10 protein-coding genes are annotated in these 14,311 nt (G+C 73.4%); 6 read left to right on the top strand and 4 right to left on the bottom strand.

All coding sequences use genetic code 11. The annotated features are described in order from the left end of the window. Window positions 1-34: 34 nt before the first annotated feature. The 4 genes from ACL02R_RS00050 to ACL02R_RS00035 all read right to left on the bottom strand — a co-directional run bounded on the left by ACL02R_RS00050 (window position 35) and on the right by ACL02R_RS00035 (window position 5,930). Window positions 35-2,197: a putative bifunctional diguanylate cyclase/phosphodiesterase gene (locus ACL02R_RS00050; protein WP_412794698.1), complete on the bottom strand. Its 2,163-nt coding sequence runs from the start codon at window positions 2,195-2,197 to the stop codon at window positions 35-37. Next, complete coding sequence (locus ACL02R_RS00045; protein WP_412794697.1) at window positions 2,194-3,006, bottom strand: SAM-dependent methyltransferase; 813 nt, start codon at window positions 3,004-3,006, stop codon at window positions 2,194-2,196. The genes ACL02R_RS00050 and ACL02R_RS00045 overlap by 4 nt, the downstream gene beginning before the upstream one ends. A 161-nt stretch (window positions 3,007-3,167) precedes the next feature. Beyond that, window positions 3,168-4,526 (bottom strand): transglycosylase family protein, encoded by a 1,359-nt coding sequence (locus ACL02R_RS00040; RefSeq protein ID WP_412794696.1) that lies wholly within the window; start codon window positions 4,524-4,526, stop codon window positions 3,168-3,170. Window positions 4,527-5,057: 531 nt separating this feature from the next. Continuing rightward, window positions 5,058-5,930: a phosphatase PAP2 family protein gene (locus ACL02R_RS00035; RefSeq protein WP_412794695.1), complete on the bottom strand. Its 873-nt coding sequence runs from the start codon at window positions 5,928-5,930 to the stop codon at window positions 5,058-5,060. 428 nt (window positions 5,931-6,358) lie between these two features. Here ACL02R_RS00035 and ACL02R_RS00030 point away from each other — a divergent pair, with 428 nt between their 5' ends. The 6 genes from ACL02R_RS00030 to ACL02R_RS00005 all read left to right on the top strand — a co-directional run bounded on the left by ACL02R_RS00030 (window position 6,359) and on the right by ACL02R_RS00005 (window position 14,244). Further along, window positions 6,359-7,546: an ROK family protein gene (locus ACL02R_RS00030; RefSeq protein WP_412794694.1), complete on the top strand. Its 1,188-nt coding sequence runs from the start codon at window positions 6,359-6,361 to the stop codon at window positions 7,544-7,546. Between the two features lie 642 nt (window positions 7,547-8,188). Continuing rightward, window positions 8,189-9,706: a sugar ABC transporter ATP-binding protein gene (locus tag ACL02R_RS00025; protein ID WP_412794693.1), complete on the top strand. Its 1,518-nt coding sequence runs from the start codon at window positions 8,189-8,191 to the stop codon at window positions 9,704-9,706. Further along, window positions 9,703-10,767 (top strand): ABC transporter permease, encoded by a 1,065-nt coding sequence (locus ACL02R_RS00020; protein ID WP_412794692.1) that lies wholly within the window; start codon window positions 9,703-9,705, stop codon window positions 10,765-10,767. The genes ACL02R_RS00025 and ACL02R_RS00020 overlap by 4 nt, the downstream gene beginning before the upstream one ends. 152 nt (window positions 10,768-10,919) lie before the next feature. Then, entirely contained in the window at window positions 10,920-11,969 is a 1,050-nt protein-coding gene (locus tag ACL02R_RS00015; protein WP_412794691.1) for a substrate-binding domain-containing protein, read from the top strand. Window positions 11,970-12,042: 73 nt separating this feature from the next. Next, window positions 12,043-13,215, top strand: coding sequence for a Gfo/Idh/MocA family protein (locus tag ACL02R_RS00010; RefSeq protein WP_412794690.1), 1,173 nt, complete (start codon window positions 12,043-12,045; stop codon window positions 13,213-13,215). A gap of 24 nt (window positions 13,216-13,239) precedes the next feature. Next, window positions 13,240-14,244 carry a sugar phosphate isomerase/epimerase family protein gene (locus ACL02R_RS00005; protein ID WP_412794689.1) on the top strand — a complete coding sequence of 335 codons (1,005 nt, stop codon included), beginning with the start codon at window positions 13,240-13,242 and terminating at the stop codon, window positions 14,242-14,244. Window positions 14,245-14,311 lie beyond the last annotated feature (67 nt).

Genomic DNA, 14,311 nt, shown 5'->3' with positions numbered 1-14,311 from the left:
CGGCCCCACCAGGTTTCCCCGGCGGGCGGGCCGCTCAGACCGCTTCCGGCAGCCGCTCCGGCGGCCCCGGCCTGGCGTAGAACCAGCCCTGCGCCGAGTCGCAGCCCAGCTCCCGCAGCCGGTCCGCCTGCGTGGACGTCTCGACGCCCTCCACGGTCACGGACAGCTCCAGCGTGTGCGCCAGCGACACGATGCCCTCGACGATCTTGAGGTCCACGGGGTCGGCCGGCGCCCGCTGGAGGCCGAGTGTGAAGGAGCGGTCGAGCTTGAGCGTGCTGGCCGGGAGGCGCCGGAGGTTGGCGAGGTTCGAGTAGCCGGTGCCGAAGTCGTCCAGCGCGATGCCGACGCCGAGGTCGGCCAGCTCGCGCAGGGGCCGCAGCTCGTTCTCGTCCGCGCGGATCATCGCCGTCTCGGTCACCTCAAGGCACAGCGAGCTGGGCGGCAGCCCGGCCTCCTCCAGCACCGAGATGGTGTCCTCCACCAGCTCCGGGTGGTGCAGCTGCCGCGGCGACAGGTTGACGTTGACCTTCAGCGGACGCGGGCCGCCGATGCCGCGGACCTGCCACTGGCACGCCTGCCGCACCGCCTCCTGGAGCACCCAGCGGCCCAGCGGCACGATCAGGCCCGTGTGCTCGGCGAGCGGGATGAAGCGGTCGGGGCCCAGCACGCCGTGCCGGGGGTGGCTCCAGCGCACCAGCGCCTCGGCGCCCTCCAGGCTGCCGTCCTCCATCTTCACCAGCGGCTGGTACTCGATGAAGAACTCGGCGCCCTTCAGCGCGGCGGGCAGGTGGTGGGTGAGGTGGTGCCTGCTGATGGCGCGCGCGTCCGAGTCGGGGTCGGCGACGGCGTACCTGTTGCCGCCCTCCGCCTTCGCGCGGTACATGGTGATGTCCGCGCTGCGCAGCATCTCGGCCGAGCTGAGGTGCCGCGCCGGGCCCTCCACGACGCCGATGCTGGCCCGCACCATCAGCTCGCGGCCGCCGACGTCCACCGGTGTGGACAGCGCGTACAGGGCGCGTTCCGCCAGCTCCGTCACGGTCTCGGGCGACGGCGGGTCCAGGACGAGGGCCACGAACTCGTCGCCCCCGATCCGCGCGAGCATCTGCCCGGGGCCCGACGCGCAGTCGTGCAGCCGCTCGGCCACGGCGATCAGCAGCTGGTCGCCGACGGCGTGGCCCAGGCTGTCGTTCACCGCCTTGAAGCCGTCGAGGTCGAGGTAGCACAGGCCGATGCGGGCGGTGTCGGAGGCCCGGGAGAGCGCCTGCTCCAGGCGCTCGAAGAACAGCGAGCGGTTGGGCAGGTCGGTGAGCGCGTCGTGCGTCGCCTGGTAGCGCAGCCGCAGGTTGAGCAGGCGCCGCTCGGAGACGTCCTCCATCATCGCGAGCATGTAGCGCGGCTCGCCGTTCGCCGCCCGCAGCAGGGAGACCGTCAGGTTGGTCCACAGGACGGTGCCGTCCGTGCGGCCGTACGACTTCTCGACCTGGAAGTGCTCGCGCTCGCCCCGCATCAGCTCCCGCTGCATCCGCCACACCTCCGGCGGGTCCTCGGGATGCGTCCACTCCAGGATGGAACGGCTGCGCACATGGTGCTCCGAGCCGCCGAACATCCGGGCCAGCGCGTCGTTCACGTCCAGCACGCGCCCGCTCATGTCCGCCAGCGCGATGCCGAGCGCGGCGTCCTTGAAGACGGCGCGGAAGCGCGTCTCGCTCTCGTGCAGCGCGCGGGCTGTCTCCCGCTGCGCGCTGAGCGCCGCACGGGACAGCGCCTCCTGCTCGGCGCGCGTGCGCTCCTGGAGCGCGGCGGCGTACCCGGCGGCGATGGCGTGCTGGAGCCGTGTGCTGCGGGCGCGCGCCTCGTCGGCCGGCAGCTCGGCGGGATCGGAGCAGTACAGCGGCAGGTAGGCGTCCACGACGCCGAGGACGCGGGGCAGCGCCTCGGGCACGGTGCAGTGCGCCGCCACCAGCGCCTCGCCCACGGCGCGGCCCGGCGACGGGTCGAACGGGCGGGCGCGCAGCGCGTCGGCGAGCCTGCGGGTCAGTCCGGCCATCAGCTCCTCGAACTCGGCCCTGGTCATCGAGGTGGCCGTGTCCGCGTAGACCGCGCGGCACCAGATGCGGGCGAACCGGCGCAGCCCGTCCGGCGGTTCGCCGCCCGCGCCGTGCTCGTGCGGGCCGAGGGGCCCGGTCGGCGGGTTCACGCCTTGCGCCCCACGCCGGCGAAACCCGCGGCCGCCACCGGGTCCTCCTCGTCGGCGGGCCCGTCGGGGCGCCACTCCGGCAGGGGGACGAGGCCGGGCTTGACCAGCGCGAAGCCGTCGAAGAACCGCTCGGTCGCGGCCCTGCCGCGCATCACGAGCGTCGCGCCGCCGCGCCGGTACACGTCGCTCAGCTCCGCACCCTGCTCGTGGGTGGCGAGCCCGGCCTCGGTGGTGGCGTGGGTCAGGATCAGCAGGCTGCCTGGTGCGAGGGCGTCCCGGAGCGCGGCCACGTGTCCCTCCGGCTTCTCCTCGTCGGGCAGGAAGTGCAGCAGGGCGACGAGCAGCAGGGCGACGGGCCGCCGCAGGTCGAGCAGCCGTTCCGCCTCCGCGCAGCCGAGGACGGACGCGGGGTCGCGGAAGTCGGCCGCGGCGATGCCCGCCCGCTCGTCACCCGCCAGGACGGCGCGGCTGTGCGCGACGGCGACCGGGTCGTTGTCCACGTACAGGACGCGGGCGGCGGGGTCGGCGGCGCGGGCGACCTCGTGGACGTTCCCGAAGGTCGGGATGCCCGAGCCGATGTCGAGGAACTGGGTGACGCCGTCGGCGACGGCGTACCGGACGGCGCGGCGCATGAACGCCCGGTTCGCCTGCATGATCTTCGGCAGGCCGGGGAACGCCGCGATCGCCTTGCGGGCGGCGGCGCGGTCCGCGGCGAAGTTGTGGGAGCCGCCGAGGTAGTAGTCGTACATCCGCGAGACGCTTGGCACGGTGAGGTCGATGCCCTGCGGCGCCCAGCCGGGTCGTTCCATCGGCGCCTCCAAAGTCCCCTGCGCGTGCGCGGTTTGGCCCCCAGACGGTCGAGCCTAACGACCCGGTGCCTGGTGAGGGAAGGAAACGCGGGCTCGACGTCCCCCGGTCGTGGGGTTACTAGAGCATCTGTCCTGATACGGGTCGGGCCGTGCGGCGGCGGTCAGATGGAGACGCCCTTTCCGCGGAGGTACGCCAGCGGGTCGATGTCCGAGCCGAAGCCGGGGCCCGTGCGGATCTCGAAGTGGAGGTGCGGGCCGCTGGAGTTGCCCGTCGAGCCGGACCGGCCGAGGCGCTGGCCGCCGCTGACGGGCTGCCCCGCCGAGACGGAGATGGCCGACAGGTGGGCGTACTGGCTGTAGCGGCCGTCGGCGTGCCGGACGATCACCTCGTAGCCGAACGACCCGGCCCAGCCGGCGGAGACGACCTCGCCTGCCGCGACGGACTTGACCGTGGTGCCGGTGGCGACGGGGAAGTCGACGCCCGTGTGGTAGCCGCGGGACCAGGAACTGCCGGTGGCGTGGTAGGCGGTGCCGAGGCCGGCGTTCACGGGCGCGCTCCAGGCGGCGGCCTGCGCGGCGCGCTCGCGTTCCGCGGCCTCGGCGGCTTCCCGCTCAGCGGCCTCGCGTTCGGCCGCCTCGCGTTCCGCGGCTGCGCGTTCCGCCGCCTCCTGTTCCGCCGCCGCCTGCTCGGCCGCCTCGGCCTCGGCGGCCGCTGCCGCCTCCGCCTCCTCGGCGGCGGCCCGTTCGGCCTCCTCGGCCTCCGCCTGTGCCGCGGCCTCCGCCGCCTCGTCGCCGCTCTCGGCCTCGGCCTCGGCCTCCCGTTCGGCCTCCTCGGCGGGCTCGGCCGCCCCCGGGGCCGACGCGGCCTGTAGCGCCAGCCGCTGGCCGGGGAAGATCAGGTCGGGGTCGCCGCCCACGACCTGCCGGTTCAGCTCGTAGAGCGACTGCCATCCGCCGCGCACGCCCTGCGTGGCCGCGATGCCCGACAGGGTGTCGCCGCTGACCACCCGGTAGCGGCCCGCCTCCTGCGCCGGCCGCGCCGGGACGGCGGTGGCCTGCGCGGTCGCGGGCCGTGCCTCCGCCCGCTCCGGGGCCTCGGTCTGCTCCGGTGCCGGTTCCGGCGCCGCGAACGGCGCGGGGCCGCCCCTGGCCAGGCCTGCCTGGCCCGAGCACGCGGGCCAGGCGCCGGGGCCCTGGCCCTCCAGCACCTCCTCCGCGACCGCGATCTGCTGCTCCCTCGTGGCGAGGTCGGCGCGCGCGGCGTACCGCGTGCCCCCGAACGCCTCCCAGGTGCTCTGCTGGAACTGGAGGCCGCCGTAGAAGCCGTTCCCTGTGTCGATGTCCCACCGGCCGCTGCTCTCGCACTCGGCCACCCGGTCCCAGGTGTCCTCGGAGGCGGCGGACGCGCCGCTCGCGCTGATCAGCGGCAGCGCGAGCCCGGCGCCCGAGGCGGTCACGGTGAGCGAGGCGCGGGAGACGGCGTTCGGCCGGTAGCGGCGGTGGCGTCCACGGGTGGTCACGGGCGGTCCCCTCCTTGGGCACACGAGGCCCTGTCGCCCATCTATTTCCGTCCCTGGCAAGGGAGTTGTCAGAGCGGACCCACCATAGGGGCGCGGAATCGCGCTCGGCAAGGTGCGCACCGGGGGCGCGTGAGGGGTGCGCCGGTGCGCCCGAGGGGGCTTCCGGCGTTACGGGCGGGGTGCAAGGAAGGGGGACCCGGCGGGCGGCGGAAGGGAAAACTCGGAGGACGGGAAAAGCTGTGACGGAAGCGGGGCCTGAGGCGTGTCCCGGGGCGGGAAAAAGGGGCCGGGCGCGGCTTTTCCGGCGCGTTCCGGCGGCCTCTCGGTGACATTTTCCCGCCCGCCGGGACGCCCGGAGAACGCGGCGCGGGAAGGCCGTGGGATGAGGGCATCGGACGGCGCACGGTCGCATTCGGGCGGATGTCCGTGCTCCGCCTCGGTGTGCGGCACGGACCGGCCCGCGCGCGGAGAAGAGCGGGCCCCGGGGAACGGGACCACACCGTTCCCCGGGGCCCGGCCCCGCGCCACGGCCTAGCCGTCGCGGTGGACGAGGTCCGCCTGCGGGCGGGCGGCGGCGGGGGTCCGCGCCGCGGACGTCCGGAGCGCCCCCGCGGCGGCCGGGACGGTGGCGCGCTCGGGCGCCGGTTCGCTGCCGGGCGCGGGCAGGTCCCGCCTCGGCGGCTTGAGCACCAGCAGGATGATCCCGAGGAAGGAGGCCGCGACGATGCCGTCCATCCAGTAGTGGTGCCCGGTGCCGACGACGGCCAGGATCGTGACCGCCGGGTGCAGCAGCCACAGCCAGCGCAGCCGCGTGCGGCTCGACACGATCAAGGCGATCGCGATGACCAGCGCCCAGCCGACGTGCAGCGACGGCATGGCCGCGAACTGGTTGGACATCGAGTCGCCCTCGGGCTTCCCGTACACGGCCGGGCCGTACACCATGCTGGTGTCCATCAGCCCGCTCGTGTGGAAGAGGCGGGGCGGCGCCAGCGGCACCAGGAGGTGCAGCACCAGCGCGGCGGCCGTCAGCCAGGTGAGCACCCAGCGCACCCAGAGATAGTGGCCGGGGCGGCGCCAGAACATCCAGACGAGGAAGAGCGCCATGGCGGGGAAATGCACCGTGGCGTAATACACGTTGATCGTGCGGATGACCGGTTCGAAGTGCAGCAGGAGATCCTGGACCCGGCCCTCGTGGGGAAGGTGCAGGAAGCGCTCCAGGTTCCAGACGTGCTCCGCGTTGTCGTACGCGTCGGCGAACTGGCCGTTGGCCACCCGCCGGCCGTATTTGTAGGCGGCGTAGAGAACGGTCACGAGCAGGAGTTCCCGGACGAGCGGTGGTCTCGCCGACTGGGCGGGCCGTTCCCGGGAGGTGAGGGCACGTTTCAGCACACCTGTACGTCGCATAAGGCTCAATTCCCGAAGGGCAGGATTCCTGGGCCGTGGTGTGAAACGCCAGCGCCTCCTGCGGCCCTTGTTCGATCTTCACTTCTCGGCGTGAGTTTACGGTGCCGCCCGGTCCGGGCGGCGCTGGGCGTACGCCTACCCGCTTTCCCCGGCCTCACGTCAAACCCGAACGGCCCTCCCCGCCCGGCCCCCGCCCGGCCCCCGCGCCGGCACCACCACGGACGGGTCCCGCCGGTACGCGCGGCGGCGGTCGTCCGGAGGGCCCGACGGCAGGCTTTGTCCTGCCAGAGGAAAAAGTCCAACTGAATCGTGCCGAAGTTCTTCCCAGCCCGGAGACACGCTGCTATGTTCCCCTCGCAAGCCCGGCGGGGGATCTCGACGCCGCCGGGAACCGAGGCCGACGGTGGCGGGAGGGGCAGATGAGGCGGATGACCGCTCGTCCCGCGAACTCCCACCAGGCGAGACTGCTGCGGCTGCTGCGCGACGGCGGCCCCAGCTCGCGCGCCCAACTCGGCGACCACATCGAGCTGTCCCGCTCGAAGCTGGCCGTCGAGGTGGACCGGCTGCTCCAGACGGGCCTGGTCGTCGGCGACGGCTTCGCCGCCTCGCGCGGCGGACGCAGGTCGCACAACGTCCGGCTCGCGCCGCAGCTGCGCTTCCTCGCCGTGGACATCGGCGCGACCTCCATCGACGTGGCCGTCACCGGTCCCGAGCTGGAGATCCTCGGGCACCTCACCGAGCCGATGGACGTGCGCGAGGGACCGGTCGCGGTCTTCGAGCAGGTCCTCGGCATGGCCGCGAAACTGCGCGACGCGGGTCTCGCCGACCGCTTCGACGGCGCCGGGATCGGTGTGCCGGGACCCGTGCGCTTCCCCGACGGCGTCCCGGTCGCACCGCCGATCATGCCCGGCTGGGACGGCTTCCCGGTCCGCGAGGCGCTCAGCCAGGAGCTGGGCTGCCCCGTCATGGTCGACAACGACGTGAACCTCATGGCGCTCGGCGAGCAGCACGCCGGGGTGGCCCACTCCGTGCAGGACTTCATCTGCGTGAAGATCGGCACCGGCATCGGCTGCGGCGTGGTCGTGGCCGGACGGGTCCACCGCGGCGCCACCGGCAGCGCGGGCGACATCGGGCACATCCAGGTGGAGGCCGAGGGGCGGCAGTGCCCCTGCGGCAACCGGGGCTGCCTGGAGGCGCACTTCGGCGGCGCCGCGCTCGCGCGTGACGCCGAGACCGCCGCCCGGGAGGGCAGGTCGGCCGAACTGGCGGCCAGGCTCGCGGCGAGCGGTGAGCTGACCGCCGCCGACGTCGCGGCCGCCGTGGCGGCGGGCGACGTCGCCTCGCTCGACCTGATCCGGCAGGGCGGCAGCCGCACCGGGCAGGTGATCGCGGGCCTCGTCAGCTTCTTCAACCCCGCGCTCGTCGTGATCGGCGGCGGCGTGACCGGCCTCGGCCACACGCTGCTCGCCAGCATCCGCACACAGGTGTACCGGCAGTCGCTGCCCCTCGCCACCGGGAACCTGCCCATCGTCCTCGGCGAACTCGGCCCCGCCGCCGGGGTGACGGGCGCCGCCCGCCTGATCAGCGACCACCTCTTCAGCTACACGCCGACCTGAGCTCCGCCCCGGCCCCGGCGGCCGGCCCCGCGACATGACCGACAGCACCGATCCGTACCACCAACAGAACCCGAACCACCCGCACAACCAGCACCACCGGCAGTATCCGCGTCACCAGCAGTACACGTACAACCAGCAGGACCCGCACCAGCCCGCCGTCTCCGGCGTCACAACAGCACACACGCGCAACAGCACATCGCGCAACGCCACTTCCTCCCCGGCACGAGCCGCGCGCCGCGGGAGTGGTGACATCCCCGCCCACCACGACAACAAGGCACCACCTCACGTTCCGCCGCCGAGCACCACACCCGCGGAACGGCGAGATCCCGCAGGACCGCACCACAGGCAGGACCCCACCACAGGGCACGACCGCACCACCGGCACCTCCCGGGCGCGCACCCCTCGTCCGCGGCGGCACCGGCAAGCCGCAGCACCCAGCGCACGACAGCTGGCCCTGGCACCACCGCACCATCCCGCATCATCCGCATCACCGTGCCCCGGCCCCGGCCCGTACGAGCCGCGTACCCGCCCGGCCGCCGGACACACGCACCACCCCGTACACCACCGCCACGCGGCGACACACCCGCCGCACGGCGGACCGCGACAGCGCAGCGCCCCGCACAGCCGCCAGGAGGCCCAGCAATGGCAAGCGCGCCACCACCGATACTCACCCTGACCGGAATCACCAAGTCGTTCCCCGGCGTCCGGGCGCTCGACGGCGTCGACCTCGACGTGCTGCCGGGCGAGGTCCACTGCCTGCTCGGGCAGAACGGCGCCGGCAAGTCCACGCTCATCAAGGTGATCTCGGGCGCACACCGGCCCGACGAGGGCGAGATAGCCTGGAACGGCGAGCCCGTCCAACTCCTGCGCCCCACCAGCGCCATGAGCCTCGGCATCGCCACCATCTACCAGGAGCTCGACCTGGTCGAGCACCTCTCCGTCGCCGAGAACGTCCACCTCGGCCACGAGAACGCCCGCGCCGGATTCGTCCGCCGCGGCGCCGCCCGGCAGACCACCGCCGCCCTGCTCGCCCGCCTCGGCCACCCCGAGATCAGCCCCGACCGCATCGTCGCGACACTCTCCGCGGCCGGCAAGCAGATCGTCAGCATGGCCCGCGCCCTGTCGCACGACGTCAGGCTGATCGTGATGGACGAGCCGTCCGCCGTCCTCGACCCGGACGAGGTGAACAACCTCTTCCGCATCGTCGCCGACCTCACCGCCGACGGCGTCGCCGTCGTCTACATCTCGCACCGCCTGGAGGAGATCCGCCGCATCGGCGACCGCGTCACCGTCCTGAAGGACGGCCGCGCCGTCGCCCGCAACCTCCCGGCGAAGTCCACGCCCACCCGGGAGGTCGTCGCCCTCATGACCGGGCGCGACACCGACCAGGTCTTCCCCGACCGCCCCGCCGGGGCCCCGCCCGCCGCCGAACCCGTGCTGCGCATCGAAGGCCTCACGCGCGCCGGGGAGTTCGCGCCCGTGGACCTCGACGTGTACCCCGGGGAGATCGTCGGCCTCGCCGGTCTCGTCGGCTCGGGCCGCTCCGAGATCCTGGAGACCGTCTACGGCGCCCGCCGCCCCGACGCGGGCCACGTCACCGTGGCGGGCAGGCGGCTGCGCCCCGGCAGCGTCACCTCCGCCGTACGGGCCGGGCTCGGCCTCGCCCCCGAGGAGCGCAAGGCCCAGGGCCTGTTCCTCCTCGACTCGGTGACGCGCAACGTGTCCATCTCCTCCCTGTCACGCTTCGCCCGCGGCGGCTGGCTCAACCGCTCCGGCGAACGCGCCGCCGCACGGGCCCGCACCACCGAACTGTCCCTGCGACCCGACAACCCCGACGTCCAGATCCGCACCCTCTCCGGCGGCAACCAGCAGAAGGCGGTCCTCGCCCGCTGGCTGCTGCGCGAATGCAAGGTCCTGCTCCTCGACGAGCCCACCCGGGGCGTCGACGTGGGCGCGCGGGCCGAGCTGTACGCACTCATCCGCCGCCTCGCCGACGACGGTGTCGCCGTGCTCCTGGTCTCCAGCGAGATCCCGGAGGTCCTCGGCCTCGCCGACCGGGTGCTCGTCCTGCGCGAAGGCACCGTCGTCCACACCGCACCCGCCCGGGAGCTCGACGAGCACCGGGTCCTCGATCTCGTCATGGAAGGGAGCCCGGCGTGACCCACGGCGCCACCTCCGAACCCGCCTCCCCGGCCGCCGAGCCCGCGCTCGACGCGCCCGCGCCGCAGCCGGGCGGGAAGTCCCCGGGCACCGGCGGCCCGCGCGGCCGCGTCCAGCTGGGCGGCCTGTTCAACGTCCAGACCCTGTCGCTGCTCGGCGTTCTCGCCGCCCTGTGCGTCGTCGGCGCGATCACCAAGCCCGACCAGTTCCTCGACACGGGCAACGTCCAGCTGATCCTGACCCAGGCGTCGGTCATCGGCGTCGTGACCGTCGGCGTCACCTTCGTCATCATCAGCGGCGGCATCGACCTGTCCGTCGGCGCCATCGTGGCGCTCGCCTCCGTGTGGTGCACCACCGTCGCCACCCAGGAGTTCGGCTTCTGGGGCATGCTCTTCACGGCCCTGCTCGTCGGCCTCGGCTGCGGACTCGTGAACGGCACGCTCATCGCGTACGGCCCGATGGTCCCGTTCATCGCCACCCTCGCGATGCTCGCCTCGGCGCGCGGCCTCGCCCTCCAGATCACCGGCGGCAACACGCAGATCGTCACCGTCGACTCGGTCCTTGACCTCACCAACCGCGACTCGTACGTCCTCGGCGTCCCGCCGCTGGCGATCATCTTCGCCGCCGTCGTCGCGCTCGGCTGGCTCGTCCTCAACCGCACGACGTTCGGCCGCCGCACCGTCGCCATCGGCGGCAACGCCGAGGCCGCCCGCCTCGCCGGCATCTCGGTGAAGCGCCAGCGCCTCATGATCTACGCCCTGTCCGGCATCTGCTGCGGCATCGCGGCCTTCATGCTCGTCGCGCTCTCCGGCTCCGGCCAGAACACCAACGGCAACCTCTACGAACTCGACGCCATCGCCGCCGCGATCATCGGCGGCACGCTGCTCACCGGCGGCCGGGGCACCATCATCGGCTCCGTCCTCGGTGTCCTGGTGTTCACCACCATCACCAACCTCTTCATCCTCAACAACCTGGAGAGCTCGTCCCAGCAGATCGCCAAGGGCGCGATCATCATCGTCGCCGTACTCCTCCAGCGCCGCACCCCGTTCGGGCAGACCTGACGCACCACCGGGCACGCCCGCCGGCGCCCCGGCACCGCACCCCCCCTTTGCCCACGTGTCCCAGCCGGCCCCGCACCCCCACGCACCGCCCCATGACCTCCGCACCCCGCACGACCGTTACCGATTTCCTGTCCCGCACGGAAGGCCACACCATGAGATCTCTGCCCCGCCCCAGCCGCCGCGGCCTGCTGTTCGGCGGCGCCGCCGCCGCGTCCGGCGTCGTCCTCAGCGCCTGCACCAGCAACGACACCAGCGACGGCGGTGACGAGGAGGCGACCCAGGCCGCCGTCACCGACGAGGAGTCGGGCGCGCCGGTCACCATCGGCTTCGCCGGCCCCCAGGCCGACCACGGCTGGCTCAACGCGATCAACGAGCAGGCCAGGCGCCGGGCCGAGGAGTACCCGGACGTCACGCTGAACATCACCGAGGGCTCCAACGACACCGCCCAGCAGATCGGCCAGATCGAGGCGCTGATCAACGACCAGGTCGACGTCCTCGTCATCCTGCCCGCCGACGGCAGGTCGCTGACCCAGATCGGCCGCACCGCCATGGACGCGGGCATACCGGTCATCAACCTGGACCGCATCTTCGACTCGCCGCAGTCCTACCGCTGCTGGATCGGCGGCGACAACTACGGCATGGGCCTGAACGCGGGCCACTTCATCGGCGAGCAGCTGCGCGACGTCCCGAACGCCCGCGTGGTCGAGCTGTCGGGCCCCGACAACCTGGCGCTGACCGGCGAGCGCACCCAGGGCTTCGACGACGCACTCGCCAACTACCCGAACATCGAGAAGGTCGCCCGGCAGGCCGCCGAGTTCACCGTCGAGTCGGGCCAGGAGGTGATGGCCGGCCTGCTCCAGGCCGTCCCGGAGTTCAACGCCATCTGGAACCACGACGACGACCAGGGCGTCGGTGCCGAGCGCGCCATCGAGCAGGCGGGCCGCGACGAGTTCATCATGGTCGGCGGCGCCGGCTCCCGGCACGCGATGGAGGCCATCCAGGCGGACAACTCCGTGCTGAAGGCCACCGTCCTGTACCCGCCGACCATGGCCGCCTCGGCGATCGACCTCGCCCGCGCCCTCGGCCAGGCCAGGGGGATCGGCGGTCTCGCCGAGTTCGAGATCCCGTCCTCCATCACCCTGTACTCCGCCGTCGTCACCAGGGACAACGTCGAGCAGTACCTGCCGACCGGCTTCAACTGACGGACTTCGCGCGCCGGCCCGGACCGGGCCGGCCCGGAACTGACGGATGATCCTCGCTACGGACAGGGAACAGATGCCGAAAACCACCCCCGCACCCCCGCTCGGCGTCGGCATGGTCGGCTACGCCTTCATGGGCGCGGCCCACTCACAGGGCTGGCGCTCCGTCGGCCGGGCCTTCGACCTGCCGCGCACCCCCGTCATGGCCGCCGTGTGCGGGCGTGACGCGGACGCCGTGTCGGCCGCCGCCGCCCGCCACGGGTGGGCCGCGGCCGAGACGGACTGGCGCGCCCTCATCGCACGCGACGACGTCGATCTCGTGGACATCTGCACCCCGGGTGACAGCCACGCCGAGATCGCCATCGCCGCCCTGGAGGCCGGCAAGCACGTGCTGTGCGAGAAGCCGCTCGCCAACACGGTGGCCGAGGCCGAGGCCATGGTGGCGGCGGCCCGCGCCGCCGAGGCGCGCGGCCAGATCGCCATGGTCGGCTTCAACTACCGCCGGGTGCCCGCCCTGACCCTGGCGCGCAAACTCGTCGCCGAGGGCCGCATCGGCACCCTGCGCCACATCCGGCTGCGCTACCTCCAGGACTGGGGCGTGGACCCGGACGGCCCGCTGGTGTGGCGGCTGCGCAAGGAGGCGGCGGGCTCCGGCGCGCTCGGCGACCTGGGGGCGCACATCATCGACCTCGCCCACTACCTGACGGGCGAGGCGCTGGTCTCGGTCTCCGCGCAGGTCGAGACCTTCGTGAAGGAACGGCCGCTGCCGGACGACCCCACCCGCCGCGGTGAGGTCACGGTGGACGACGCCGCCCTGATCGGCGGCCGGCTCGCGTCAGGGGCGCTGGCCTCCCTTGAGGCGAGCCGGTTCGCCACCGGCCGCAAGAACGCACTCGCGGTCGAGCTGAACGGCTCGGACGGCGCCCTCGCGTTCGACCTGGAGCGCCTGAACGAACTGGAGTTCCACGACCACACGCTGCCGGCCGCGGAGAGCGGCTTCCGCCGCATCCTGGTGACGGAGCCGGACCACCCGTACCTGGAGGGCTGGTGGCCCCCGGGCCACGGCCTCGGCTACGAGCACAGCTTCGCCCACCAGGCGCGCGACCTCGTGCACGCCATCGCCGGGGGCACGCGGCCCGAGCCGTCCTTCGAGGACGGGCTGCGGGTCCAGCGCGTCCTCGCCGCCATCGAGGAGAGCGCCGCCAAGAACGCTGTCCTCACGCCCGTACCCACCGCCCCCGAGGCGTAGCCCCGCCCGGGGAAGGAGAACGACATGTCCCGCAAGTTCACCCTGTTCACCGGCCAGTGGGCCGACCTGCCCTTCGAGGAGGTCTGCCGGCTCGCCCGCGACTTCGGCTACGACGGTCTCGAACTCGCATGCTGGGGCGACCACTTCGAGGTCGACCGTGCGCTGGCCGAGCCCGACTACGTGGCCGGCCGCCGCGCCCTGCTGGAGAAGTACGGCCTGGAGTGCTTCGCCATCTCCAACCACCTCGTCGGCCAGGCCGTCTGCGACAACCCGATCGACGAGCGCCACCACGGCATCCTGCCCGCCCGCATCTGGGGCGACGGCGAGGCCGAGGGCGTACGGCAGCGCGCCGCCAAGGAGATCGCCGACACGGCGCGCGCGGCCGCCGCGTTCGGCGTGGACACCGTCATCGGCTTCACCGGCTCGTCGATCTGGCACCTCGTCGCGATGTTCCCGCCCGTGCCGCCCGGCATGATCGAGCGCGGCTACGAGGACTTCGCCGAGCGCTGGAACCCGATCCTCGACGTCTTCGACGCCGAGGGCGTGCGCTTCGCCCACGAGGTGCACCCCAGCGAGATCGCGTACGACTACTGGACGACCAAGCAGGCGCTCGACGCCGTGGACAACCGTCCCGCGTTCGGCCTGAACTTCGACCCGAGCCACTTCGTGTGGCAGGACCTCGACCCGGTCAACTTCCTGTACGACTTCCGCGACCGGATCTACCACGTGGACTGCAAGGAGGCCCGCCGCCGCCTCGACGGCCGCAACGGCCGCCTCGGCTCGCACCTGCCCTGGGGCGACCCGCGGCGCGGCTGGGACTTCGTCTCCGCCGGGCACGGCGACGTGGCGTGGGAGGACGTCTTCCGCATGCTGCGGGCGATCGGCTACGAGGGCCCGATCTCCGTGGAGTGGGAGGACGCCGGGATGGACCGCCTGGCCGGCGCCCCCGAGGCGCTCGCCCGGCTGAAGTCGTACGACTGGCCCGCGCCCACCGCGTCCTTCGACGCGGCCTTCGGCGGCGGCGAGTGACCGGCCGCTGACCGGCCGACCCCGCGGGGGGGGGGGGGGGAGGGGACGGGCGGGCCCCCCGGCCCAC

The sequence above is a fragment of the Streptomyces sp. MS19 genome (genome assembly GCF_047200595.1).
Classification (GTDB): domain Bacteria; phylum Actinomycetota; class Actinomycetes; order Streptomycetales; family Streptomycetaceae; genus Streptomyces.
Note: the sequence above shows the minus strand (reverse complement) of the source record. Positions and strands in the feature narration are given on the sequence as shown.

Excerpts from the sequence above, each read along its gene's own strand:
- ACL02R_RS00045 (WP_412794697.1), bottom strand. The coding sequence starts at position 3,006 with ATGGAACGACCCGGCTGGGCGCCGCAGGGCATCGACCTCACCGTGCCA.
- ACL02R_RS00035 (WP_412794695.1), bottom strand. The coding sequence starts at position 5,930 with ATGCGACGTACAGGTGTGCTGAAACGTGCCCTCACCTCCCGGGAACGG.
- ACL02R_RS00030 (WP_412794694.1), top strand. The coding sequence starts at position 6,359 with ATGACCGCTCGTCCCGCGAACTCCCACCAGGCGAGACTGCTGCGGCTG.
- ACL02R_RS00025 (WP_412794693.1), top strand. The coding sequence starts at position 8,189 with ATGGCAAGCGCGCCACCACCGATACTCACCCTGACCGGAATCACCAAG.
- ACL02R_RS00015 (WP_412794691.1), top strand. The coding sequence starts at position 10,920 with ATGAGATCTCTGCCCCGCCCCAGCCGCCGCGGCCTGCTGTTCGGCGGC.
- ACL02R_RS00010 (WP_412794690.1), top strand. The coding sequence starts at position 12,043 with ATGCCGAAAACCACCCCCGCACCCCCGCTCGGCGTCGGCATGGTCGGC.
- ACL02R_RS00005 (WP_412794689.1), top strand. The coding sequence starts at position 13,240 with ATGTCCCGCAAGTTCACCCTGTTCACCGGCCAGTGGGCCGACCTGCCC.